The 23,384-nt window shown below is 57.4% G+C and carries 18 protein-coding genes and 3 pseudogenes; 14 read left to right on the top strand and 7 right to left on the bottom strand.

Annotated elements, in window-relative coordinates; translation table 11 throughout:
• The first annotated feature begins 134 nt into the window (after window positions 1-134).
• From glpD to aauR, 7 genes and pseudogenes are all read left to right on the top strand, one after another.
• A complete protein-coding gene (gene glpD / locus ALO43_RS01385; protein WP_054996992.1) occupies window positions 135-1,673 on the top strand; it encodes a glycerol-3-phosphate dehydrogenase in 1,539 nt (512 codons plus the stop codon).
• A 377-nt stretch (window positions 1,674-2,050) separates the two neighbouring features.
• A pseudogene (locus tag ALO43_RS01380) lies at window positions 2,051-2,976 on the top strand (glutamate/aspartate ABC transporter substrate-binding protein).
• A gap of 118 nt (window positions 2,977-3,094) precedes the next feature.
• Window positions 3,095-3,841 (top strand): amino acid ABC transporter permease, encoded by a 747-nt coding sequence (locus tag ALO43_RS01375; RefSeq protein ID WP_005889317.1) that lies wholly within the window; start codon window positions 3,095-3,097, stop codon window positions 3,839-3,841.
• Entirely contained in the window at window positions 3,838-4,506 is a 669-nt protein-coding gene (locus ALO43_RS01370) for an amino acid ABC transporter permease (RefSeq protein ID WP_172678951.1), read from the top strand. Before ALO43_RS01375 ends, ALO43_RS01370 begins: the two co-directional genes overlap by 4 nt.
• Window positions 4,503-5,237 carry an amino acid ABC transporter ATP-binding protein gene (locus ALO43_RS01365; protein ID WP_024671658.1) on the top strand — a complete coding sequence of 245 codons (735 nt, stop codon included), beginning with the start codon at window positions 4,503-4,505 and terminating at the stop codon, window positions 5,235-5,237. The genes ALO43_RS01370 and ALO43_RS01365 overlap by 4 nt, the downstream gene beginning before the upstream one ends.
• A 61-nt stretch (window positions 5,238-5,298) precedes the next feature.
• Complete coding sequence (gene aauS / locus ALO43_RS01360; protein WP_005889314.1) at window positions 5,299-7,215, top strand: two-component sensor histidine kinase AauS; 1,917 nt, start codon at window positions 5,299-5,301, stop codon at window positions 7,213-7,215.
• A gap of 10 nt (window positions 7,216-7,225) precedes the next feature.
• Window positions 7,226-8,554: a two-component response regulator AauR gene (aauR, locus tag ALO43_RS01355; RefSeq protein WP_005889313.1), complete on the top strand. Its 1,329-nt coding sequence runs from the start codon at window positions 7,226-7,228 to the stop codon at window positions 8,552-8,554.
• Between the two features lie 158 nt (window positions 8,555-8,712).
• Here the strand turns inward: aauR and ALO43_RS01350 are convergent, their stop codons facing one another.
• The 3 genes from ALO43_RS01350 to ALO43_RS01340 all read right to left on the bottom strand — a co-directional run bounded on the left by ALO43_RS01350 (window position 8,713) and on the right by ALO43_RS01340 (window position 11,306).
• Window positions 8,713-9,360 (bottom strand): DsbA family oxidoreductase, encoded by a 648-nt coding sequence (locus ALO43_RS01350; protein WP_024690251.1) that lies wholly within the window; start codon window positions 9,358-9,360, stop codon window positions 8,713-8,715.
• Window positions 9,361-9,429: 69 nt separating this feature from the next.
• The gene (locus tag ALO43_RS01345; RefSeq protein WP_080268308.1) at window positions 9,430-10,422 is read right to left on the bottom strand and encodes an alpha/beta fold hydrolase; all 993 of its coding nucleotides are present in this window, start codon (window positions 10,420-10,422) and stop codon (window positions 9,430-9,432) included.
• 122 nt (window positions 10,423-10,544) lie between these two features.
• A complete protein-coding gene (locus ALO43_RS01340; protein ID WP_054996991.1) occupies window positions 10,545-11,306 on the bottom strand; it encodes a uroporphyrinogen decarboxylase/cobalamine-independent methonine synthase family protein in 762 nt (253 codons plus the stop codon).
• A 106-nt stretch (window positions 11,307-11,412) separates the two neighbouring features.
• On the opposite strand from ALO43_RS01340, the gene metR reads away from it, so the two are divergent.
• Window positions 11,413-12,330 (top strand): transcriptional regulator MetR, encoded by a 918-nt coding sequence (gene metR / locus ALO43_RS01335; RefSeq protein WP_054996990.1) that lies wholly within the window; start codon window positions 11,413-11,415, stop codon window positions 12,328-12,330.
• Between the two features lie 37 nt (window positions 12,331-12,367).
• Here the strand turns inward: metR and ALO43_RS01330 are convergent, their stop codons facing one another.
• From ALO43_RS01330 to ALO43_RS01320, 3 genes are all read right to left on the bottom strand, one after another.
• On the bottom strand, window positions 12,368-12,778 hold the full coding sequence (locus tag ALO43_RS01330; protein ID WP_005889303.1) for an NUDIX hydrolase: 411 nt from the start codon (window positions 12,776-12,778) through the stop codon (window positions 12,368-12,370).
• Complete coding sequence (ddlA, locus tag ALO43_RS01325) at window positions 12,775-13,866, bottom strand: D-alanine--D-alanine ligase (protein WP_005889301.1); 1,092 nt, start codon at window positions 13,864-13,866, stop codon at window positions 12,775-12,777. The genes ALO43_RS01330 and ddlA overlap by 4 nt, the downstream gene beginning before the upstream one ends.
• Window positions 13,867-14,017: 151 nt before the next feature.
• Window positions 14,018-14,299, bottom strand: coding sequence for a type B 50S ribosomal protein L31 (locus tag ALO43_RS01320; protein WP_005889299.1), 282 nt, complete (start codon window positions 14,297-14,299; stop codon window positions 14,018-14,020).
• 293 nt (window positions 14,300-14,592) lie between these two features.
• Here ALO43_RS01320 and ALO43_RS01315 point away from each other — a divergent pair, with 293 nt between their 5' ends.
• From ALO43_RS01315 to ALO43_RS01305, 3 genes and pseudogenes are all read left to right on the top strand, one after another.
• On the top strand, window positions 14,593-15,723 hold the full coding sequence (locus ALO43_RS01315) for an OpgC domain-containing protein (protein WP_053931464.1): 1,131 nt from the start codon (window positions 14,593-14,595) through the stop codon (window positions 15,721-15,723).
• A 155-nt stretch (window positions 15,724-15,878) separates the two neighbouring features.
• A pseudogene (locus ALO43_RS01310) lies at window positions 15,879-16,497 on the top strand (hypothetical protein).
• 212 nt (window positions 16,498-16,709) lie between these two features.
• Window positions 16,710-17,408: a hypothetical protein gene (locus tag ALO43_RS01305; RefSeq protein WP_167346606.1), complete on the top strand. Its 699-nt coding sequence runs from the start codon at window positions 16,710-16,712 to the stop codon at window positions 17,406-17,408.
• A gap of 135 nt (window positions 17,409-17,543) precedes the next feature.
• Here the strand turns inward: ALO43_RS01305 and ALO43_RS01300 are convergent.
• Window positions 17,544-18,445: pseudogene (locus ALO43_RS01300) on the bottom strand (hypothetical protein).
• A gap of 365 nt (window positions 18,446-18,810) precedes the next feature.
• Between ALO43_RS01300 and ALO43_RS01295 the strand changes: the two are divergent.
• From ALO43_RS01295 to ALO43_RS01285, 3 genes are all read left to right on the top strand, one after another.
• Complete coding sequence (locus ALO43_RS01295; RefSeq protein ID WP_054996989.1) at window positions 18,811-21,930, top strand: transglycosylase domain-containing protein; 3,120 nt, start codon at window positions 18,811-18,813, stop codon at window positions 21,928-21,930.
• A gap of 77 nt (window positions 21,931-22,007) precedes the next feature.
• The gene (locus ALO43_RS01290; RefSeq protein ID WP_005889290.1) at window positions 22,008-22,607 is read left to right on the top strand and encodes a PadR family transcriptional regulator; all 600 of its coding nucleotides are present in this window, start codon (window positions 22,008-22,010) and stop codon (window positions 22,605-22,607) included.
• The gene (locus ALO43_RS01285) at window positions 22,604-23,371 is read left to right on the top strand and encodes a siderophore-interacting protein (RefSeq protein WP_054996988.1); all 768 of its coding nucleotides are present in this window, start codon (window positions 22,604-22,606) and stop codon (window positions 23,369-23,371) included. The genes ALO43_RS01290 and ALO43_RS01285 overlap by 4 nt, the downstream gene beginning before the upstream one ends.
• The last annotated feature ends 13 nt before the right edge of the window (window positions 23,372-23,384 follow it).

The raw sequence follows: 23,384 nt of genomic DNA, 5'->3' as shown, positions 1-23,384 counted from the left end.
ACTTCCATCATCAGTATTTTCAATCGATACCGACTGGCAAGGGTCATTTTATTGAGCTATTATTTTCGAAAGTGAACATTAATGTTCAGATTCGCCTTTCGAGCTGCGCTCAAGAATTGTCCAGGAGGCCACCAATGCCCCACACCAACGTGCCAACCCCGCCCCTCTCAGAGGTTTACGACATTGCCGTTATTGGCGGTGGCATCAACGGTGTCGGGATCGCGGCGGATGCTTCGGGTCGCGGCCTTTCGGTTTTTCTCTGCGAGAAAGATGACTTGGCCAGCCACACATCGTCGGCCAGCAGCAAGCTGATCCACGGCGGCCTGCGCTATCTGGAACACTACGAATTTCGCCTGGTGCGTGAAGCGCTCGCCGAACGTGAAGTGCTGCTCGACAAGGCACCGCACATCGTCAAACCGATGCGCTTTGTCTTGCCTCACCGTCCGCATCTGCGCCCGGCCTGGATGATTCGTGCGGGGATGTTCCTTTATGACAACCTCGGCAAGCGCGAAAAACTGCCAGCCTCGCGAACCATCAAGTTCGGCGCGGACAGCCCGCTCAACCCAAGCATCACTCGCGGCTTCGAATACTCGGATTGCTGGGTGGACGATGCTCGTCTGGTGGTGCTCAATGCGATGGCTGCCCGTGAAAACGGTGCGCACATCCACACTCAGACCCGTTGTGTCAGCGCGCGCCGTATCAAAGGCATGTGGCATCTGCATCTGGAGCGCAGCGACGGCAGCCTGTTTTCGATCCACGCCAAGGCGCTGGTCAACGCTGCCGGCCCTTGGGTCGCCAAATTCATTCGCGAAGACCTCAAGCTCGACTCGGCGTATGGCATTCGCCTGATTCAAGGCAGCCACTTGATCGTGCCCAAGCTGTACGAAGGCGAGCATGCGTTTATTCTGCAGAACGAAGACAAACGCATCGTGTTCACGATTCCGTACATGGAGCATTTCACCATCGTCGGCACCACTGACCGTGAATATCAGGGTGATCCGAACAAGGTGGATATCACTGAAGGCGAGATGGACTACGTGCTCAAAGTGGCCAACGACCACTTCAAGAAGCAATTGAGTCGTACCGATGTGCTGCACACCTTTTCCGGTGTACGCCCGCTGTGCAACGACGAGTCCGACAATCCGTCAGCTATCACCCGCGATTACACGCTGTCGCTGTCGGGCGGAGCTGAAGAAGCGCCGATTTTGTCGGTATTTGGTGGCAAGCTGACCACTTATCGCAAGCTCGCCGAATCGGCGATGACCCAGCTGGCGCCGTTTTTCAAACACATGAAACCAAGCTGGACAGCCAAGTCTGCCCTGCCCGGCGGTGAAGACATGACCACCCCGGAAGCGTTGACGGCAGAAATGACCCGACGCTTCAGCTGGTTGCCTGAGCCTATCGCCAAACGCTGGTCGATCACTTACGGCAGCCGCAGCTGGCGTCTGCTGGAAGGTGCGCAGAGCCTGGACGATCTGGGCCAGCATCTGGGCGCAGGGCTGTACACGCGTGAGGTCGATTACCTGTGCGATCAGGAATGGGCTACCAGTATCGAGGACATCCTGTGGCGTCGCACCAAGCTGGGTCTGTTTACCACTCCTGAAGAGCAGGCCGGAGTACGCAGCTATCTGGAAACCGTAGTGCGCAACAAGGCTGACATCGAAGCCGCCTGATCCACCATGCGCTCACCTGTTCATCCTTCCCAGGATGAACAGGCTCCCCCGCTCGACACCTTTCTCATTCGACACCCTCCTCGCATCGAATCCCTGCTTCACTGCCAACTTCCTGCAATATTCGGTTTTCCGAACATCCTGACTCGTCACGTTCGGACTTCCGTACATAGCGACTTGCGCGCCTCCACGATCATCACAAAAAGTCCTTTACTATCATGAGCCTAGGAGAATTGCCAAGTTTGGCACGAGTCCTGCTCTCTATATCGACAGCTTCGACACATGCGTGTGTCTCAAAGGACGCGGTTGAAGCATTCGTCATAAGTGGGCCGCCTTCCCAGCGTCCCTATCAATAAGAAATGAAATAGAGGATTCAACCGATGCGTATCGCTCCCCATGTTCTGGGCGCCGCAATCTCCGCCGCACTGGCCGCCGCCCTGATCAGCACTCCGGTTCTGGCAGAAGAGCTCACCGGTACCCTGAAGAAGATCAAGGAATCCGGCACCATCACACTTGGTCACCGTGACGCCTCTATCCCCTTCTCCTACATCGCTGACGCATCAGGCGTGCCGATGGGCTACTCCCATGACATACAGCTGAAAATCGTCGAAGCCATCAAGAAAGACCTCGACATGCCTGCACTCAAGGTCAAGTACAACCTGGTGACGTCCCAGACACGTATCCCGCTGGTTCAGAACGGCACCGTCGATGTGGAATGCGGTTCGACCACCAACAACGTTGAACGCCAGAAACAGGTTGACTTCTCCACGGGTATCTTCGAAGTAGGCACCCGCCTTCTGTCCAAAAAAGACTCAAGCTACAAGGACTTCGATGACCTGAAAGGCAAGAACGTCGTTACCACCGCGGGTACCACCTCCGAGCGCATTATCAAGGCGATGAACGCCGACAAGCAGATGGGCATGAACGTGATCTCCGCCAAGGACCACGGCGAATCCTTCCAGATGCTCGAGTCGGGCCGTGCAGTCGCTTTCATGATGGACGACGCGCTGCTGGCAGGTGAAATGGCCAAAGCCAAGAAGCCTGACGATTGGGCAGTGACCGGTACTGCGCAATCCTACGAGATTACGGCTGTATGGTTCGCAAGGGCGACGCCCCGTTCAAGAAAGCGGTGGATGACGCCATTGTCGCGACGTTCAAATCCGGCGACATCAATGCCATCTACAGCAAGTGGTTCATGTCTCCGGTCCCTCCTAAAGGTCTGAATCTGAATTTCCCGATGAGCGAAAAACTCAAGGAACTGATTCAGAACCCGACCGATAAAGCTGCAGACGACAAGAAAGCCTGAGCAGCCGGTTCAGGACCGGGTCCCGAACGGGCAAGACCTTTCGGGACCGGTACAGCGCGCTCGACTTCCGCCAGCACGTGCATCTCGATAGCCATATAAAAAAGAGGGGTAGACCCTGATGAATTACAACTGGGACTGGGGAGTGTTCTTCAATTCCACCGGCGTCGGCAGCGAGACTTATCTGGACTGGTTCATCTCCGGTCTGGGCTGGACTGTCGCCATTGCTGTCGTTGCCTGGATCATCGCCCTGATACTCGGCTCGGTACTGGGTGTCATGCGCACTGTACCAAGCCGTCTGGTGTCGGGGATCGCCACGGTATACGTGGAAATCTTCCGTAATGTGCCCCTGCTGGTGCAGCTGTTCATCTGGTACTTCCTGGTGCCCGACCTGCTGCCTGAAAACCTGCAGGAGTGGTACAAGCAGGACCTCAACCCGACCACTTCGGCGTTCCTGAGCGTCGTGGTCTGCCTGGGCCTGTTTACCGCTGCGCGGGTCTGCGAACAGGTACGTACCGGCATCGAAGCGCTGCCGAAGGGCCAGGAATCGGCCGCTCGCGCAATGGGCTTCAAGCTGCCGCAGATTTACTGGAACGTGCTGTTGCCGCAAGCCTATCGCATCATCATTCCACCGCTCACCTCCGAATTCCTGAACGTGTTCAAGAACTCCTCGGTTGCGTCGCTGATCGGCCTGATGGAGTTGCTCGCACAGACCAAACAGACCGCCGAGTTTTCCGCGAACCTGTTCGAAGCCTTCACCCTCGCAACGCTCATCTATTTCACGCTTAACATGGGCCTGATGCTGCTGATGCGCGTGATCGAGAAGAAAGTCGCGGTGCCCGGCCTGATCTCCCTGGGGGGTAAATAATGGACTTTACTGGAATCGTTCCGGCCATTCCCGGCCTTTGGAACGGCATGGTCATGACCCTCAAGCTGATGGCGATGGGGGTTGTCGGCGGCCTGGTGCTGGGTACTGCTCTGGCCCTGATGCGTCTGTCGTCGAACAAACTGCTGGCCAATGTGGCTGGCGCCTACGTTAACTACTTTCGCTCGATCCCGCTGCTGCTGGTAATCACCTGGTTCTACCTGGCGGTGCCATTCGTGCTGCGCTGGATCACTGGTGAAGACACCCCGATCGGTGCATTCGCCTCATGCGTCGTGGCGTTCATGATGTTCGAAGCCGCCTACTTCTGCGAAATCGTCCGGGCCGGTGTGCAGTCCATCTCCAAGGGCCAGATGGGCGCGGCGCAGGCACTGGGCATGAACTACTCGCAGATGATGCGACTGATCATCCTGCCCCAGGCATTTCGCAAGATGACCCCGTTGTTGCTGCAGCAGAGCATCATTCTGTTTCAAGACACCTCTCTGGTGTACACCGTAGGCCTCGTGGACTTTCTCAACGCATCGCGCTCCAGCGGCGACATCATCGGTCGCGCAAACGAGTTCCTGATCATTGCCGGTCTGGTGTACTTCACGATCAGCTTTGCCGCCTCCGTGCTGGTAAAGCGTCTGCAAAAAAGGTTTGCCGTATGATTTCCATCAAGAACGTCAACAAGTGGTACGGAGACTTCCAGGTGCTGACCGATTGCAGCACCGAGGTCAGCAAGGGCGAAGTGGTCGTGGTGTGCGGGCCATCCGGCTCGGGCAAATCGACCCTGATCAAGTGCGTCAATGCACTGGAACCGTTTCAGAAAGGCGAAATCGTGGTCGATGGCACGTCGATCTCCGATGCCAAGACCAACCTGCCGAAACTGCGCTCGCGAGTCGGCATGGTGTTTCAGCACTTCGAACTGTTTCCGCACCTGAGCATTGTTGAAAACCTGACCATCGCGCAGATCAAGGTACTGGGCCGCAGTAAGGCCGAGGCCACGGAAAAAGGCTTGAAACTGCTGGAACGAGTCGGTCTGTCGGAACATGCGCACAAGCATCCGGGCCAGCTTTCCGGCGGACAGCAACAGCGTGTTGCCATTGCCCGCGCTTTGGCGATGGACCCGGTGGTCATGCTGTTTGACGAACCCACTTCGGCACTGGACCCGGAAATGGTCAACGAGGTGCTCGACGTAATGGTGCAACTGGCCCACGAAGGCATGACCATGATGTGCGTGACCCACGAAATGGGTTTCGCTCGCAAAGTCGCCGACCGGGTGATTTTCATGGACAAGGGCCAGATCGTCGAGGACTGCGCGAAGGAAGAATTCTTCGGCGATGTCAACGCACGCTCCGAGCGCGCCCAACAGTTCCTCGCCAAGATTCTCCAGCACTAGGCAGTGCATCTCGCGGCTGTCCGCACTTTCGCGGACAGCTGTTCGGTTCAGGACGACTGTGATGAAATGCGACCCCACTCTTTATCGCGCAGCGCCGCCATCACTCGCCGTGAAACCTCGCCTGATCCGCCAACTGTTTCTGCCACCGCTGATCCTCTTGTTGATGATCGGTCTGGGTTACGTTGCCTACCTGGTCAGCGAACACAATGGCATCAAGAGCCTGCGCGAAAGCGGCGAACGCCAGCTGGAGCTGCATGCACGCACGGTTGAAAGCGAAATCAGCAAATACACCTACCTGCCCAGCGTTCTGGAGCTAGAGTCCAGCGTGTCGCAATTGCTGAACAAACCGGGGCCGGAGCTTCAGCAGCAGGTCAATCGCTACCTCGAAGGTTTGAACCGACGCAGCCGCAGCCGTGCCATCTACGTGATGGACACGACTGGCCGGGTACTCGCCACCAGCAACTGGCGCGACTCCGACAGCTTTCAAGGCGAAGACCTCTCCTTTCGTGCCTATTTTCAGGACGCAGTGCGCGGCTTGCCAGGGCGCTTTTATGGGATCGGCACCACCAACGGTGAATCCGGTTACTACCTGGCTCATGGCCTGGAAGACAAAGGCCGGATTATCGGCGTGGCAGTCATCAAGGTCAGCCTCGAAGCACTCGAAGAGCGCTGGCAGCGGGCGCGCCTGGAGGCCTTCGTCAGCGACGAGAACGGCATCATCATTCTGTCCAGCGACCCGGCCAGACGTCTGAAGTCGGTGCGCCCGCTCACGCCGGAACTCAAGGAGCGCCTGGCCCGCAGCCTGCAATACTATTGGTGGCCGCTCGACGAGCTGGTGCCGCTTGAACGCGAGAACCTGTCTGACAGTGTCGAGAAACTTGTTTTCCCGGCCAACGTCAGTGTCGACCGGGAGCATAATCAGGTCAGCTATCTGGCCCAGACCCGGCCGCTGAACGACACCGCCTGGCACCTGACGCTGCTGACGCCGCTGGAAGACCTGCGCAGTGAAGCGGCAAGTCGCGGCATGCTGGTCGCAGTGGCCTGCGCGCTGGTGACGTTCCTGCTGATTGCCTGGAACGAGCGCCGCAAGGTGATTTCGACCCGGCTGGCTGCCAGAGAAGCGCTGCAGGCAGCAAACAATGAGCTGGAACGCAAGATCGCCGAGCGGACCGAACACCTGCGGGCCAGCAATGAACGCCTCAAGGCGCAGATTCGTGAACGAAGGCAGGCCGAGGACACATTGCGCAAGGCGCAGGATGAACTGGTACAGGCTGGCAAGCTGGCAGCTATCGGTCAGATGTCGACCAGCATCGCGCATGAGCTGAACCAGCCTCTGGCTGCCCTGCGCACCTTGTCCGGCAACACGGTGCGTTTTCTGGAACGTGGCGCACTGGACACCGCCAGCACCAACCTGCGAACCATCAACGATCTGGTCGACCGCATGGGCCGCATCACCGCCAGCCTGCGAGCCTTCGCCCGACGCGGCGATGATCAGGGTCAGGCGCAGTTGAGCAAGGCGGTCGATGCAGCTTTACAGTTGCTGGGCGTACGTCTGGAGCACTCCGGCCTGGTTCTGCACCGCGAATTCAGCGACGCCACCCTGACCATCGACCAGACCCGGCTCGAGCAGATTCTGGTCAACCTGATCGGCAACGCACTGGATGCCATGTTCGCCCAGCCACAGCCAGAGCTGTGGCTTGAAGGCTCGATCATCGACGGCCGTTACCGTTTGCAGGTGCGTGATAATGGCCACGGCATCGACGATGAAACACGCAAGCACCTGTTCGAACCGTTTTTCACCACCAAACCTGGCGAGCAAGGACTGGGGCTTGGACTAACGCTGTCGGCAAGCCTTGCCGCTGCCGCAGGAGGCAGCCTTGGCGCAGAACCGGTGGGCGAAGCCGGCACGACCTTTGTTCTGTGCCTGCCGTTCATTTCGAACACCCCGACCGATTCTCGCCGGGGCGAGCCTGTATGAGGGAACATCCATGAGCATCAACAGCGACCTGACCGTCCTGATCGTCGAAGACGACCCGCACGTATTGCTGGGCTGCCAGCAGGCACTGGCGCTGGAAGATATCAGCAGCGAAGGCGTGTCGAGCGCCGAGGAGGCGCTAACGCGTATCGGCGATAATTTCGCCGGCATCGTCATCAGCGACATTCGCTTGCCGGGCATGGACGGTCTGGAGCTGTTGAGCCGTCTGAAGACTCGTGACAATAGTCTGCCGGTGGTACTGATTACCGGCCACGGCGATATCACCATGGCCGTCAATGCGATGCGTGACGGCGCATATGACTTCATGGAGAAGCCCTTCTCGCCCGAGCGTCTGGTCGACGTCACGCGCCGTGCCCTGGAACAACGCGGGCTGGCCCGGGAAGTCTGGGCATTGCGCAAGCGACTGGCCGAACGCGACTCGCTGGAAGGCAGGATCATCGGACGCTCTGCGGCGATGCAGAACCTGCGTGCATTGATTGCCAACGTTGCCGATACCTCGGCCAACATCCTGATCGAAGGCGAGACCGGGACAGGCAAGGAACTGGTCGCCCGCTGTCTGCATGATTTCAGTCGACGCAAGGACCACCCGTTTGTCGCCCTCAATTGTGGAGGGCTGGCGGAGAGCCTGTTCGAATCCGAGATTTTCGGTCACGAAGCCAATGCCTTTACCGGCGCAGGCAAACGGCGCATCGGCAAGATCGAGCACGCACACAACGGCACGTTGTTTCTCGATGAAGTCGAGAGCATGCCGATCAACCTGCAGATCAAGCTGTTGCGTGTCCTTCAGGAGCGAACTCTGGAGCGTCTGGGTTCAAACCAGAGCGTTGCAGTAGATTGCAGGGTGATTTCAGCAACCAAGTCCGACCTGAACGCACTGGGCAAGACCAATCAGTTTCGCAGCGACCTGTACTACCGCCTCAACGTCGTTACCCTTGAATTACCGCCTTTGCGCGAGCGCCGCGAAGACATTCTGCAACTGTTCGAACACTTCCTGCAGCTGTCATCATTGCGTTTCGACCGCGAGCCGCCGACGCTGGATCGTCAGACCAGCTCAAGCCTGATGAGTCACGACTGGCCAGGTAACGTGCGGGAGTTGCGCAACGTCGCAGAACGTTTCGCACTCGGTCTGCCTGCGTTCAAACAGACCGGCACGGTAAGCGAAAATCAAAGCCTGGGGTTCGCCGAAGCGGTGGAAGCTTTTGAAAGATCGCTGCTCGGCGAAGCACTGCAACGCAGCGGGGGCAACCTCAGCCAGGCCAGTCAGGAACTGGGCATGGCCAAGACCACTTTGTTTGACAAGGTCAAGAAGTACGGGCTTTGAAATGCACATGGCCCTGGCCTTGTGTGAGCTTGCCCACCAAAGCAGTGGTCCGAACGCCCGGCTTTGGGGCTCATACCAGAGCGTGAGGAACGATGATCTCGACTATCGTGCGACGCTCTGCCGGGTAGCGCCGCTCTGCGTCCAAGCCGGGCGTCGAGTTATTTCGAATCGCTGACAATCTGCCGGATAGCGCTCACAAACACGTCGACCGGCTGCCCACCCGAAACTGCGTACTGGTCATTGAAGACCATGGTCGGCACCGACGTGATGCCACGTGACGTCCAGAGCTGTTCGGCCTCACGGACTTGCGCAGCATATTCATCACTGTCCAGAATGGCCTGTGCCCGCAAACGGTCCAGACCAACCTTCTGCGCAGTGTCTGCCAGGGCCTGATGATTGGAGGGGTCTTTCAGGTCACTGAAATAGGCTTCGAACAGCGCCTCTTTCAAGGCGTGTTGCTTGCCTTCCTGTTCCGCCCAGTGCAGCAGACGATGCGCATCGAACGTGTTGTAAATGCGCCGCTCCCCCTTGGCAAATTCAAAACCCAGCTCGGCACCGCGCTCACGGATCGTGTCGTGAATACCTTCGATCTGCTCAGGCGTAGAGCCATACTTCTCGGCAATGTGCTCTTTGATGTCTTGCCCTTCGGCAGGCATGTTCGGGTTCAGCTCGAATGGCTGAAAATGGATCTGCGCCTGCACTTCATCACCTAGCGCGTCCAGCGCCTGATCAAGTGCGCGCAGGCCGATGACGCACCAGGGGCAGGAAACATCGGAAATGAAATCGATCTTCAGTGCAGTTGTCATGATGGCCCCTTTTCAATAAGCAAAGGCCACACGATACACCTCTGTCTGTGCCTGACAACCGGGCAGGCTTCACAACTGGGCCAGGCTGCGGCCATCTTCATGCTGCGCTTTCAGGTACGGCAGCACTGCGCCCAGCAATGGCGCTTTGAAGGCTTCCTGAAAACGATGCGCCAACCCTGGAATCAGGCGTAGCTCACTGCCCTGGATGTGCGCAGCAACATGAATACCGTGCATGACCGGCAGCAACGGATCGGCCGTGCCATGCACCACCAGTACCGGCAAACGCAGGCGGTTGAGCAACTCGACCCGGCTGGGCTCGGCAAGAATCGCCATGATCTGACGCTTGACGCCTTCGGGATTGAACGCCCGATCATAAGAAACCGCAGCCTGATGCAGCAACTGCTCACGATCATCCTTGACCTGCGGGCTGCCCAGGGCAGCCAGCAGGTCAGCCTGCTGCTCGATGGCCACTTCCCGGTTCGGTGCGCCGCGACGTGCCAACAGTTGCATCAATGCCGCACTGGGCATCGGCAAGCCCTGGGCACCGGAACTGGTCATGATCAGCGTCATGCTCTCGACCCGCGATGGCGCCAGATCGGCCAGGTGCTGGGCAATCATGCCGCCCATGCTCGCACCCAGTACGTGAAACTGGCGTATCTGCATCGCGTCCATAAGGCCCAACGCATCGTCGGCCATGTCGGTGAGTGAGTAAGGTGCCGAAACGGGCAAGCCGAGCTTGTAGCGCAACACTTCGAAGGTCAGATTCGCATCGGCCGGCTGCTGCACCCAAGTCGACAGACCGACATCGCGGTTGTCATAGCGAATCACCCGATACCCCTGCTGGCAGAGCGCAACGACGACTTCGTCCGGCCAATGGATCAGTTGCCCACCCAGCCCCATGACCAGCAGCAAGGCAGGGTCGGACTCGCTGCCAATACTTTGGTAGGCGATTCGTACGTCCTTGAGGTCAGCAAACTGTACAGGAGCATTGACATCACAACGATCGGCCGCAAAAGACGGCAAGCCGCACAGAAGCGCGGCCAGAAAAATTAAAACCCGCATGAAAAACACCAAAAAACAGATCCCCAGTAGGCCGCGAGTCTGATGATGTTTTTCCAGGCGCGCTGCCACAGTTGCGTGACAGTTTGATGAATGGCGCCGAGCGGTCGTTAAACCGTTTTGCTCTAGGCAGCTGCCTGATCGGCCACAATCAGGTTTTCGCCGAAACGGGCACGTGCTTCCAGCAGCGATTCGTGACGCCAGCCTTCATGCTGATCGCACTCGCCCAAGGACAACACTTTGTAAGTAGGCAGGCGGTCGAACACCGAAGCCAGCTGCTCCGGCACACTGACGCTGTCCAGATGCAGGCCGGCAACCGGCAACAATGCCGCAACGCCGAGGTTGCAGCGCAGGTCGCCGTGATACGTGGCAACCAGCTTCTTGAGCGGCGAATATTGAAGAATGTGGTAGGCGCGCTCGAAGGCGTTGGTCCATGCCAGCGGCAGGTCGAGGGTGAGGATCGGTTCGTCGATCTGCACCCACTCGACGCCGCGTGCCGCCAGACGCCCGAAGATCTCGCCATAAACAGGCAGAAGCTGCTCCAGCCATTCAAGGCGATCAACGTCATTGCCCTGATGCTCGCGGTTCTGAATATCGCTCAACCAGAGCAGTGTCAGCGGACCTATCAACGCAGGTTTGCGACCGTGCTCACAAGCGTCGCTGGCGTCTGCCAGCAGTGGCTGCCAGTCTGGCTGGAAGCGCAGGTCATGCTTGAGTTGCGGCACCAGCTCCGGATGATGCGTGCGCAACCAGGTGCGCAATGCGCAACCTGAGGCTTCACCAATGGCCGCCCCACCCTGATCGTCTTTCCAGAAAGCCTGAAGGGCCTGCTGCAGTTCACGATCTGCGCCGATGCGCAGGCATTCAAGGTGTGGGGTCTGGGCCATGGTGCGTCCTCCATAAAAGATGGCGCTATTGTCGACAGCCGACGCAACATGAGACAAACTCATTTTTTTCGCGTTGATCACAAATACTTTTCATGGAGCCGTGACGGTGCTTGAAATACGCCATCTCAAAACCCTGCACGCCTTGCGTGAGGCCGACAGCCTTGTAGAAGCCGCCGAACGCCTGCACCTGACGCAATCAGCCTTGTCCCATCAGTTCAAGGAACTGGAAGAGCGCATGGGCATGCCGCTGTTCGTGCGCAAGACCAAGCCGGTGCGCTTCACCAGTGCAGGTCTGCGCCTGCTGCAACTGGCCGACGCGCTGGTACCGCAACTGCGCAGTGCCGAGCGCGATATTGCTCGTCTGGCTGGCGGTACGGCGGGACGCCTGCACATGGCAATCGAGTGTCACAGCTGTTTTCAGTGGCTGATGCCGACCATCGACCAGTTTCGTGACGCCTGGCCGGAAGTCGAGCTGGACCTGTCTTCCGGCTTCTCGTTCGCGCCATTGCCCGCGCTGGCGAGAGGCGATCTGGACCTTGTAGTGACGTCCGATCCGTTGGAATTGCCCGGCATCACCTACGTGCCGCTGTTCACGTATGAAGCAATGCTCGCGGTGGCCAATCAGCACGCACTGGCCAGCAAGGCGTATATCGTTCCCGAGGATTTGCTCACTGAAACGCTCATCACCTACCCGGTGGAGCGTGACCGACTGGACATCTTCACGCGTTTTCTGGAGCCCGCCGACATCGAGCCCGCCCAAGTGCGGACCTCGGAACTGACAGTGATGATGATGCAACTGGTCGCCAGCGGACGCGGGGTCTGCGGCATGCCCCATTGGGCGCTGCATGAATACAGCTCACGGGGCTATGTGAAGGCCAAGCGACTGGGAGACAAAGGGCTGTTCGCGACGCTGTACGCGGCTATTCGCACCGACATGCTCGACGCGCCGTACATGCGCGATTTTCTGCTGACCGCCAAAGACACCTCGTTCTCGACCCTGGACGGCGTGAGCGCGGTTCGCTGACAGCGCCGTCCTGCGCGAGGCCCAGGACGGCGAATTTTCAGATGTTGTCTACCTGCCGCTGGCGATACAACGGCAGGATGAAATCGCGGGTCAACGGTGCCAGATGCAGATCCGGAAGGCGGTCTGCGCCGACCCAGATCGCTTCTTCGATCTCGGCGGCGGGCTTTACTTCGGCATCCGTCCTGACCTCGTAAAGCTGACAACGAACCTCAAAGCCCGGCTCGTTGGCAGCAGGTGCCGCAAACTCCCCCAGAAACGCGGCCTGTCGTGGATCAATGACCAGCCCGAGTTCTTCTTCAAGCTCTCTGGCCAGTGCCAACGGGGCCGGTTCGTCAGGCTCTATCTTGCCGCCCGGCTGCATGAACGCCTGAGTACCGCGCTTGCGTACCAGTAAGGTCCGGCCATCCGCGCCGATCAACAGCGCTGCCGCAATGCTGATGACCTTCATGCGAATATCTCGGTCTTGAGCAGCCGCGCCTGCTCTGCCCTCTCGAGAGCCAGCACGATCAGCCGATGGATCAGCTCGGCGTAAGTAAGGCCGCTGGCCTGCCAGAGCTTGGGGTACATGCTGATCGACGTGAAACCGGGCAGCGTGTTGACCTCATTGATGATGATCTGACGCGCCTCGGTGACGAAGAAATCGACCCTTGAAAGCCCGGCGCAACCCAGCACTTTATAAGCCTGAAGTGCGACGTCACGTACCTGGTCGCTCAGATCGACAGGCATGTCGGCAGGGATGGCAATGCGCGCCTGGTCACCGTTCAGGTATTTCGTGTCGTAGGCGTAGAACTCGTCGTTGGCGATGACTTCGCCGCAGACGCTGACCTGCGGTTCAAAATTGCCCAGCACTGCGCATTCCACTTCCCGGCCAACGATGCCCTGCTCTATCAACAACTTGTGATCGAACTCGAACCCCAGCGCCAGTGCGCCGGCAAAACCCGCCTCGTCAGACACTTTGCTGACACCTACCGAAGAGCCCTGATTGGCGGGTTTGACAAACATCGGCAAGCCCAGTTGTGCGGCCGCATCGGCGAAGTCGATCGTCTGACCACGGGTCAGCACCAAAAACGGTGCAACGTCGATGCCTGCGTCGCGCAGCAGGCGCTTGGTCACGTCTTTGTCCATGCACGCTGCCGATGAGAGAACATCTGCGCCTACGAACGGAATGGCCAGCATCCGCAGTAACCCTTGCAATGCACCGTCTTCACCGAATGCGCCGTGGATCAGCGGGAACACTACGTCGATCGCTGGCAGCGGCTGGCCCGTCTCGACCTCGACAAACTGCCCGCCGGTGCGGCCTGGCAGCAAAGAAAGTTGCTTGCCCGATGCGCTCAGCCTGATTCGCGCGGGATCATCGGCGTTGATCAGGTAATCGGCTTCCTCGAAGCGCAACCAACGGCCCAGCTTGTCGACGCCGATCAGGGTCAGCGCATAGCGCTCACGATCAATCGCATTGATCACGTTGCGTGCCGATTGCAACGAAACCTCATGCTCGCTGGATTGCCCACCGAAAACGATGGCGACTGACTTTTTCAAAGCGGCTACTCCTGTTTTTCAGGCCGCGAAGATAAAAGCAATGTCGGCCGTTAGTCCAGTAGATGATGAGCCATCCACCTGAAATTCAGACAAAAAAATCCCGGTCATGGGTAATTCACTCGAAATGCCCATGACCGGGAGGTCAGACGACTCATTGAGCCTCTGCAGCTTCTTTCTTGCTACCAGAGCCGAAAGCGGCGAAACGCTTGTTGAAACCTGCGATACGGCCTTCGGTGGTGGTCTTGCGCTGCTGCCCGGTGTACATCGGGTGTGAGGCGCTGGAGACGTCGAGCGCGACATAAGGGTAAGTCGTGCCGTCGGTGTGCTTCTGCGTCCGGTCGGTGTCCACGGTCGAGCCGATCAGGAAGTAAGCGTCGGCAGCGGTATCGTGGAACAGCACGGTACGGTACGCGGGATGGATATCGGGTTTCATGGCTGTTTCTCCAGTGAGTTGACTGCAATCGTTATACAGTAACATATCACCAGATGAGAATGATTGCTGTTGATTGCTGACATTATCGAGTGTGATCGGACATCCGGGCGGGCCGGATGTCGCCCGGAACCATTGAGACACAAGCGCTGGAGACATTCTGTAATAGCCCGCTTTTGCAATTTTCGGCGTATGGCGGCACCCTGCCGCGCCGCCGAACGTCACTGGTCGCTGGCCCGGAACCTGAGCCCGTGTGGCCGATCTCTACTCATTAGCACTTTCAAGAGTCCACCGTTATGACTAACGGACGCGATCATCGAATCGACTTCTTTCGCGGCCTGGCGCTGATCTTCATCTTTTGGGATCACGTGCCGGACAACCCCTTGGCGCAACTGACCTTGCGCAACTTCGGCTTCAGCGACGCTGCGGAAGTCTTCGTGTTCCTCGCCGGCTACGCAGCGGTCATGGCCTATGGGCGCGTTGCCCGGCGCGATGGCATGCTGGTGGCCGGGGTGCGCATATTGCGTCGCACCTGGGTGCTGTACGTGGTGCATATCTTTCTGCTGACCTTGCTGATGGGCATCGTCTTTGTTGCCAATAATCATGTCGAGACCCGAGACATGGTCCAGCAAATGGGCCTCGAATACTTCGTCGGTAACCCGCAACAGGCGCTGGCCGATGAACTGCTGTTGCGCTTCAAACCCAACCTGACCGACCCCTTGCCGCTGTACATCGTCCTGCTGCTGACCTTGCCCCTGACCTTGCCGTTGATGCTGCGCAATCTCGAAGTCGCGGTCGGCCTGTCGATTGCCCTGTACCTGATGGTGCCGTTGTTTGGCTGGAACCTGCGCGCCTATGAAGGCGGTGGTGTGTGGTACTTCAACCCGGTGGCCTGGCAGCTGCTGTTCATTCTCGGCGGGGCCTGCGCACTGCGCAGCGAAACATCGACAACAGTCATACGCCCTCCTTTGCGCCGACAGCCTCTTTTCCTGATGGCTGCCGTCTATGTACTGATCGCCGGAGTCCTCACCTTCAGCGAAAAATGGCCAGATCTGCACGCCGCCCTGGTAACGACCCTGCGCCTCGACGCCCTGTACCCGATCAGCAAGACCGACCTGGCACCTGCGCGCCTGCTGCACTTCCTTGCTTTGGTCTACGTAGTCGCCCGGCTGTTGCCAACTTCAAACACCTGGCTGGAAAACTGGCCGGCCCGCCAGACCTCTCGCATGGGTCGTTACTCGCTGGAAGTCTTCTGCCTGGGCGTCCTGCTCGCACCACTGGCAGATATGGCGAACGCGCTGGGCGGAGATACCCGGCCAATTCAAGTCACCACTGCGATTGTGGGGCTGGGCTTGATGATGCTCATGGCCAATGGGCTGGAATTGAATAAACACTTGGGAAAATCACCCCGCCTGTTGATTACTTGAGAACAGCATCACGTTTGTACGCCCTCTCGGAAATGTCCTACTGGTTTATCAGGCCAAGTTTTTCAGAAATAGGCCGCTATCCGTCTAGAGACTAAACGGAGGGCAACGTCTTGAACATCAATGGAGTCCCGAACCAGGCAAGTACCCTGCAACTGATGACGCAGCCATACGGCGCCAGTAAGGCAGAACCGACAGAAGAGGTCGGCACGAAGGACATCCTTGCATCCGAAGCAAAACTGACGAAAGAAAAAAGTTTTACGAACAGCAGAAGGAGCCGTGGTTGTTGGAGCCCGTCAGCGAGCATATAAAAAACCGGCTTGACTACGTAGCCGAAAAGAAACTAATAGAGATCCTGGACCTCGCTTTGATGGAGATCACTTACAGCAGCTTTCAAGAGTAACTGAAGGAACTCTATCCTGAAATTGCAAGTAAAAAATTTAGCTTCACTCTGGATGCAAGTGCGTCAATAAAGATAATTGATTACGACAATAGCCTGACTGAAAATGATAAATCGGTCCTCACACGCTCTATTAATGAGTTCAGAGAATTCAAAGAGCAAGTCAGCATCACGCAAAAATCATAATGACCTTGGTGGACCATAATCACGAGACGTTCGGCGGCCGGTACAATCTGGACATCAGTAATTTCCAGGACGTTATCAACCATGGAAAGATCATGAACACCAGCGAAAAAAACAGACACAACGAATGGGTACAACAAGTTCAAAGCAACGCTGAAAAACGAGATTTCTCTTATATTTCTTTGGCTGTCTGATGAAGCAGCCTGGCGAGACAAAAGCCTCGCCACACCATAAATTGACCTGATAGAGCGCCGGACATATAGTCAACCGCTGCATAAAACCCAAGGAATCTTCCTACAAAAAACACCCCCTGCTAACTAAGGAAAAATCCTACAAGCTTATCAGGCAAAGTTTTCCGGCGTAATGCCGTTAGAGAGTTATCACTAACAGCGAAGGGCGTTTCAAAATGAATATTAGCTCCCCCACCAGCAGTACTCATAAGCAGCCACTTTTACGACAAACCACCGCACCAGACAAGAATCCCGAAAAAGCGGCTCAACCGGTTGAGAAACAACGCAACCCCAATGAAGAGTTCTACCGATATGAGAACGCTCCTTGGCTCACAAAAAACTCAAAAGGTGAAATCGCTTCATTCTACAAAATGCTCTCCGAAGAAAATCTTGCTGACCTAAAAGATAAATACCTAAGGGAGCTCATCAAAACAACGAACGCTGAAATGTGCAGCATGTATGATGACTACCACGAATTCAAACAGCAGCTTCCTTACCTGAATCTTGAACTGTCAAATAAGCAGTTTGGCTTCACACTGAATTTCAACGAGAGCATCCAGGTCACCGACCCTGGTAACGTACTTACCCCTGCAGAATTCAGCTACCTGACCGAGAAATTGAACGAGCGTCAGTCGTTGAAAGACAGCTTGAGCAAGAACGCCAAAAGCATTATGGAGTTCGTCGACCACCACACGGAAAAACCAGACAAGCAGCACACGCTCAATCTAGAGAATTACAGCAAAATAATTGACTACGGACAGGTATTCGGCCGCAACCACATCGGGAATTTCATCAACACAATTCTTTACCAAGTGGAGCGCAATACGCCGACACGTGAGGATGAGCGCACGCCTGTCATTGACACTCATGCTTGATTTATCAAAGCCAGGGTTTTTACGAGCCCTGATCTATCAGTACTAGAAAAAGGATTTTTTTGACACACCGGCCTTGCTTACAAAAATAGAAAACGCCCTGCCTGGGTCCTCCAAGGCAGAGCGTTTAAACCTGAATCAGTTCCTGGACCAATTAGTCAACCAGCGCTTGCAAACAGGGCCAAAATTATACGTGTGCGGCTTATCTGCCAACTGCTCCGGCAGTACATTATTCGCCCTATAGCTTTTTACCTGATAGCGCGTACTTCAGGTCTCTCTACCGTTCTCGCTATAATACGTGAAGTTGTCAGCGAGTTTTCCACCTTCACATCGGCCAAACTTTATCAGTTGCATGATCTTCCCCGAGCTGTCCGATGTGTACGTCATGTCGCCATCATTTTCGACTTCAAGAAAAAACCCCATCACCCCACCTTCCAATGGAAAAGCTTTGCTGTCTGTAAAGGTCGCTTCCAGCATCGCCTCCGTAAGCGCCTGAGTCGCTAGAAAAGGAGGATCGGTAAAACCATACGGAATCAACCTGAAACCCGCCTCATGATGCAAATCATAGTTCAAATGAGGAAAAGAACCGAACACCACTCTATAGCCGGTGCTATCAAACACGGCACCGTCTGTAGCAAGAATACGTACACTGACCTGGGTCCCGGCATTCAACCCAGTGACTTTCTCCGCACCATTATGTCGCTTGGGCTGCCACTCCCCACCCTCCACCTGATACTCCAACTTCCATTTCTGGTTATAGTCGCTGTCGGGGTAGTGATCAGTACATTCTGTCCACGCACAGCAGTAAAATCATACTGATGAACCGCGGTAGTACTTTCCAGAGAGTTGTTGATCTGATGAAGCTTATCCGACAGCATGACAGGAGTAGAACCATTTGCATCAGGAACCGCCTGACGCAGTTGTGGAGGCTGCTCGATGCTGGCAGAGATTCCATCTACTTCCGCTATCGCATGCCAGGAAACTGCCAATAGCAGTCCGGACAAAAGCACACGCCGCGCTTTGTCTTTCTTATTCTTCATCTTATTAATCTCGATAGTATTGATTGATTACGCAGGGCATCATTGCCACTAACAAACCCGGACGTAATAAGCTGTTTTAATCGAGATCAAGCGACAGAAACACTTATCAGAAACTTTCTACAAAATAACTAATTGAGCGTTTGACTACTATCATTGATTGAGGGACAAGCTGTTACACAAACGGCTGTCAACGAACAACTGCGTTGCAGCAGGCGCTTGACTTAGACAAAAAAAGCACCCGAATCACGTCCCTCTGCGTAGCCCCCTCAATCAAGCGCGAAAACCACCAGACAATTTTCCCCATAACCTCAACCAGCGTCTAAGCTGAGATCAGGTGCGTTTACAGGATGACCGGACGATCGACTATGGGCGTATTTCGGCATTCCGATAGCAAGCAAGACATGATGTCCGCCGACCGTGAGGACGATCCGCGAACGCCGAAGCGGCCGCGTCGCAGGCGATACGGCTGGTGGGTGTTCTGGGGGATTTTAGTGTTGGCCGGGCTGGCGCTGAGCGTCGCTGTGGCAATGGAGAGCCGTAGCTCCAGATTACAAGCGCGGGAGTTCAGCCGATTTGCGGCGAGCCTGAGCTATTCGATGCAAACGGGGCCAGGCAACGAGGTGATCTACCCCGGTGACGGGCCGTTCGACAAGCGTCTCGGCTACTCATCGCTGGATGAGTTTCTGCCGCGCCTGCTCAAGCGTGACTACGTGATTACGCGCCAGACGCGCTTTTCCCCCGAACTGCGTCGCTATGTGCAGCGCGGTTTCTTTGTTCCCTATGAGGAAAAAATTCAGGCCGGGCTGTCGATCACCGATTGCCGCGGTGCACCACTGTATGAATACAGGTATCCGCAACAGCTTTACCCGACTTTCGCCGACATTCCACCGCTGGTGGTTCACAGCCTGCTGTTTATCGAGAACCGCGATCTGCTCGACCCGCAGCAGCCCTTGGCCAACCCGGCGGTGGACTGGCCGCGTTTTGCCAAGGCCGCATGGTCGCAAGTGGCGAAGATATTCGCCCTGCCCGGCCAATCTGCCGGCGGCAGCACGCTCGCGACCCAGCTGGAGAAATACCGTCACTCACCCGACGGGCTGACACAGTCTGGCTCGGAGAAACTGCGCCAGATGATTTCCGCCAGCGTGCGCGCCTATCAACCCGGCGAGCAGACCCTTGCAGTGCGCCAGCGGGTAGTACGTGATTACCTGAACAGCGTGCCGCTTTCTGCGGTGCCGGGCCACGGTGAAGTGCATGGTCTGGCCGAGGGGTTGCGGGTCTGGTTCGGCGTGGACTTCGCCAGAACCAATGAAGTGCTGGCGTCCAGCCCCACTGATCAAAAGGGCTTGGCTGAAAAAGCGCTGGCGTTGCGTGAGGTGCTATCACTGGTGATTGCCCAGCGCCGTCCGTCACACTATCTGGCCAAGGGTCGTACGGAGCTGGCAGAGCTGACCGACAGCCACATTCGCTTGCTGGCTCAGGCCAATGTCATTGATAAACCTCTGGCCGATGCCGCGTTGACAGCAACGGTGACCTACCGCGACTGGGCACAGCAGCCGACCATTCAACCGATTGAAACCAACAAGGGCATCAGTGTCGCCCGCACCCGGTTGTCTAACCTGCTCAACCGTCCGCTTTACGACCTTGACCGTCTGGACCTGTCTGCCACCAGCACCTTGCACGGCGAGTTGCAGCGCAGCGTCAGCCAGTACCTGCGTGATCTGGCCAACCCTGAGTTTGCCGCCAGGGTCGGTTTGATGGGCGAGCGTCTGCTGACCCCAGCCAGCACGACGCAGGTGCGCTACAGCTTTACCTTGTTCGAGCGCGGCGTAGACGGTTCGCGAGTCAGGGTGCAGACCGACAGCACCGATCAGCCTTTCGACATCAACGAAGGCAGCAAGCTGGAACTGGGCTCCACTGCCAAGATGCGCGTGCTGACGACCTACCTGGAAATCATCGCCGAACTACACGGGCGCTATGCAGGCATGAGCATGGCGCAGTTGAGAAAGGTCCCCGTCGAGGAGCCTGACCGGTTGACTCGCTGGGCTGTGGATTACCTGATGCAAAACACGGATCGCAACCTGGCGAAGATGCTTTCCTCGGCCTTGGACCGAACCTACTCGGCGAGCCCTGCCGAGGCCTTCTTTACCGGCGGCGGCATGCACCGTTTCAACAATTTTCGCCGTGAAGACAACGAGCGAATCCCGACCCTGCGAGAGTCGCTGCGTGAATCGATCAACCTGCCGTTCATTCGCCTGATGCGCGACGTCGTGCGCTACAGCACTTATCAGGCGCCTAATAACAGCGCTTCGCTGCTCAAGGATGATGACGATCCGCGCCGCCAGGAATACCTGAGCCAGTTTGCCGATCGGGAGGGCACGGTGTTCCTGCTGCGCTTCTGGAAACGCTACAAGAACAAGACCACGCAGGAGCGGCTCGACACTTTTCTGGACGGTATCCATCCGACTGCAATTCGCCTCGCCGCCGTGCATCGCTACCTGCTGCCGAGCGCCGATCAGGCCGCGTTCAATGCGTTTGTTCGCGCTCACCTGGAAGAAACCAGAGCGAGCTCGAAGCTGACCGACAAGCGCCTGGCTGATCTGTACACAAGCTACGGTCCGGGCACTTACAACCTGCCGGATCAAGGCTATATAGCAAGGGTTCACCCGCTGGATCTGTGGCTGGTGGGCTACCTGCTCAAGCATCCGGACGCGCAATTCAAGGATGCAGCGGCGGCCAGTCGCTTCGAGCGTCAGGAAGTCTATGGCTGGCTGTTCAAAAGTCGCCACAAAGGCGCTCGCGACAGTCGTGTGCGGACCATGATGGAGGTCGAGGCGTTTCTGGATATCGAGCAGCGCTGGCAGCGCGTGGGGTATCCGTTTGATCACCTGGTGCCTTCGCTGGCAACGGCAATCGGCAGCTCGGGCGATCGTCCGGCGGCGCTGGCCGAGCTGATCGGCATCATTCAGAACGACGGCATTCGCCTGCCGCCGGTGCGCATCGACTCATTGCGTTTCGCCGCCGACACGCCATACGAAACGGACCTGACCATCAATCCGGAACTGGGTCAGCGGGTCTTGCCTTCCGAAGTGGCGGCGGCAATGCGCGAAGCGTTGTCGCAGGTGGTCGACGGCGGTACCGCCAAACGCGTGCAAGGCACCTTCAAGATGCAGGACGGCAGTGTGTTGGCGATGGGAGGCAAGACCGGCACGGGGGACAATCGGATCGAAAGCATTGGTGCGGGTGGACGCATTCTCAGCTCCAGGGCGATCAACCGCACCGCGACCTTCGTGTTTTACATCGGCGACAACCACTTTGGCGCACTGACTGCCTTCGTGCCGGGGCGCGCTGCAGAGGGTTTTCGCTTCACCTCGGCCTTGCCAGTGCAGGTACTCAAAGGCATGGCGCCGATCCTGACGCCTTATCTGGAAAACCACGGACAGGCCATGTGCAATAACCGACTACCTGATCCGCCCAAGGGTGCTTGACCCGGAAAACCGTTCGTCCCTGTCTCTTGCCAACACAATTAGATATATCTTAAGGTATATCTAACGTGTAACCAGAGATGAAAAAAATGCGTGAAGACAAACACCCTCCCCATCATCGTCCGCCCCACCTTCGTGAAGCAGGCGAGGACCGCGACGGTTTCGAAAAGCGCCCTGGCCGCGAACGCGGTGGACGCGGCCCGCGGGTCTTCGCCCCAGGGGACCTGAAATTATTGTTGCTGGCGCTGATCGCCGAGCAACCTGCTCACGGCTACGACCTGATCCGCAAGATCGAGGGTCTGTTCGACGGCGCCTATTGCCCGAGCCCTGGCGTCATCTACCCAACCCTGACCTTTCTTGAAGAAAGCGAAATGATTCTTGGCGACGCCCAGGCCGGCAAGAAGCTTTACACCGTCACTGAAGCTGGGCGCAGCTCGCTGCAGGACCAGGCCGTTGCCCTTGAGGGCGTGCGGACACGTATCGATGTTAGCAAGCGTTCGTTGCGCGGCCATGACCGTCCGCCCGAGATTCACGAAGCGGTACACAATTTGCGGCATGCCTTGCAAATGCACCACGGTCGCTGGAGCCCGGAAGAAATCCTCAGGGTCAGCGATTTGCTCAATACCACCGCCAAGGCCATTGTCGATGGGCCTCAGTCTGCCTCGGAGACAACCGAATGAATTCGCCACAATCGATCCATCGCGTCATGCATGAAATCAAGCGTCGCAAGCTGGAAGTGCTGCGGGTCACCGACCTGACCCCGCTAATGCGCCGCGTTACGCTGCACGGCCCTGATCTGGCGGGTTTTATCAGCTTGGGGACTGATGACCATGTGAAGCTGTTCTTCCCTCAAACCCCGGAACAACAGGCAGCGCTGGAAGACCTGACCCCTGCCGATGACAAGGACACGCCACGCCCGCCCATGCGTGATTACACGCCGCGACGCTACGACGAAACCAGCGGCGAGCTGGACATCGACTTCGTTCTGCATGGCGAAGGTCCGGCGGCGACCTGGGCCGCACAGGCAAAGCCGGGGCAATTCCTGCACATCGCCGGGCCAAAGGGTTCGATGGTAGTGCCGGACATGTTCGACAGCTATCTGTTGATCGGCGATGAAACGGCCATTCCAGCCATTGCCCGGCGTCTGGAGTCGCTGCCCGCCAGTCGTGCTGCACTGGTGGTGGTCGAGGTGGCCAATCAACAGGAACAACAGACTTTCCAGAGTGCGGCGCAGGTCGATGTGATCTGGATTGTGCGCGGCGAGCAAAGCCTGACAGACGTCGTTCGCCGCCTGGAGATGCCCGAGGGCAAGCTGTATGCGTGGGTTGCCACGGAATCCGGCCTGTCGCGCAAGTTGCGCCGGGTGCTGCTGGACGAACTCGGGCTGGAAGAAGATTTCGTCAAAGCCGCCGGCTACTGGAAGCTGGGCGACGGCGAAGCGTAAAACGACGCCGGGC

It is taken from the genome of Pseudomonas tremae, assembly GCF_001401155.1.
GTDB lineage: Bacteria > Pseudomonadota > Gammaproteobacteria > Pseudomonadales > Pseudomonadaceae > Aquipseudomonas > Aquipseudomonas tremae.
Note: the sequence above shows the minus strand (reverse complement) of the source record. Positions and strands in the feature narration are given on the sequence as shown.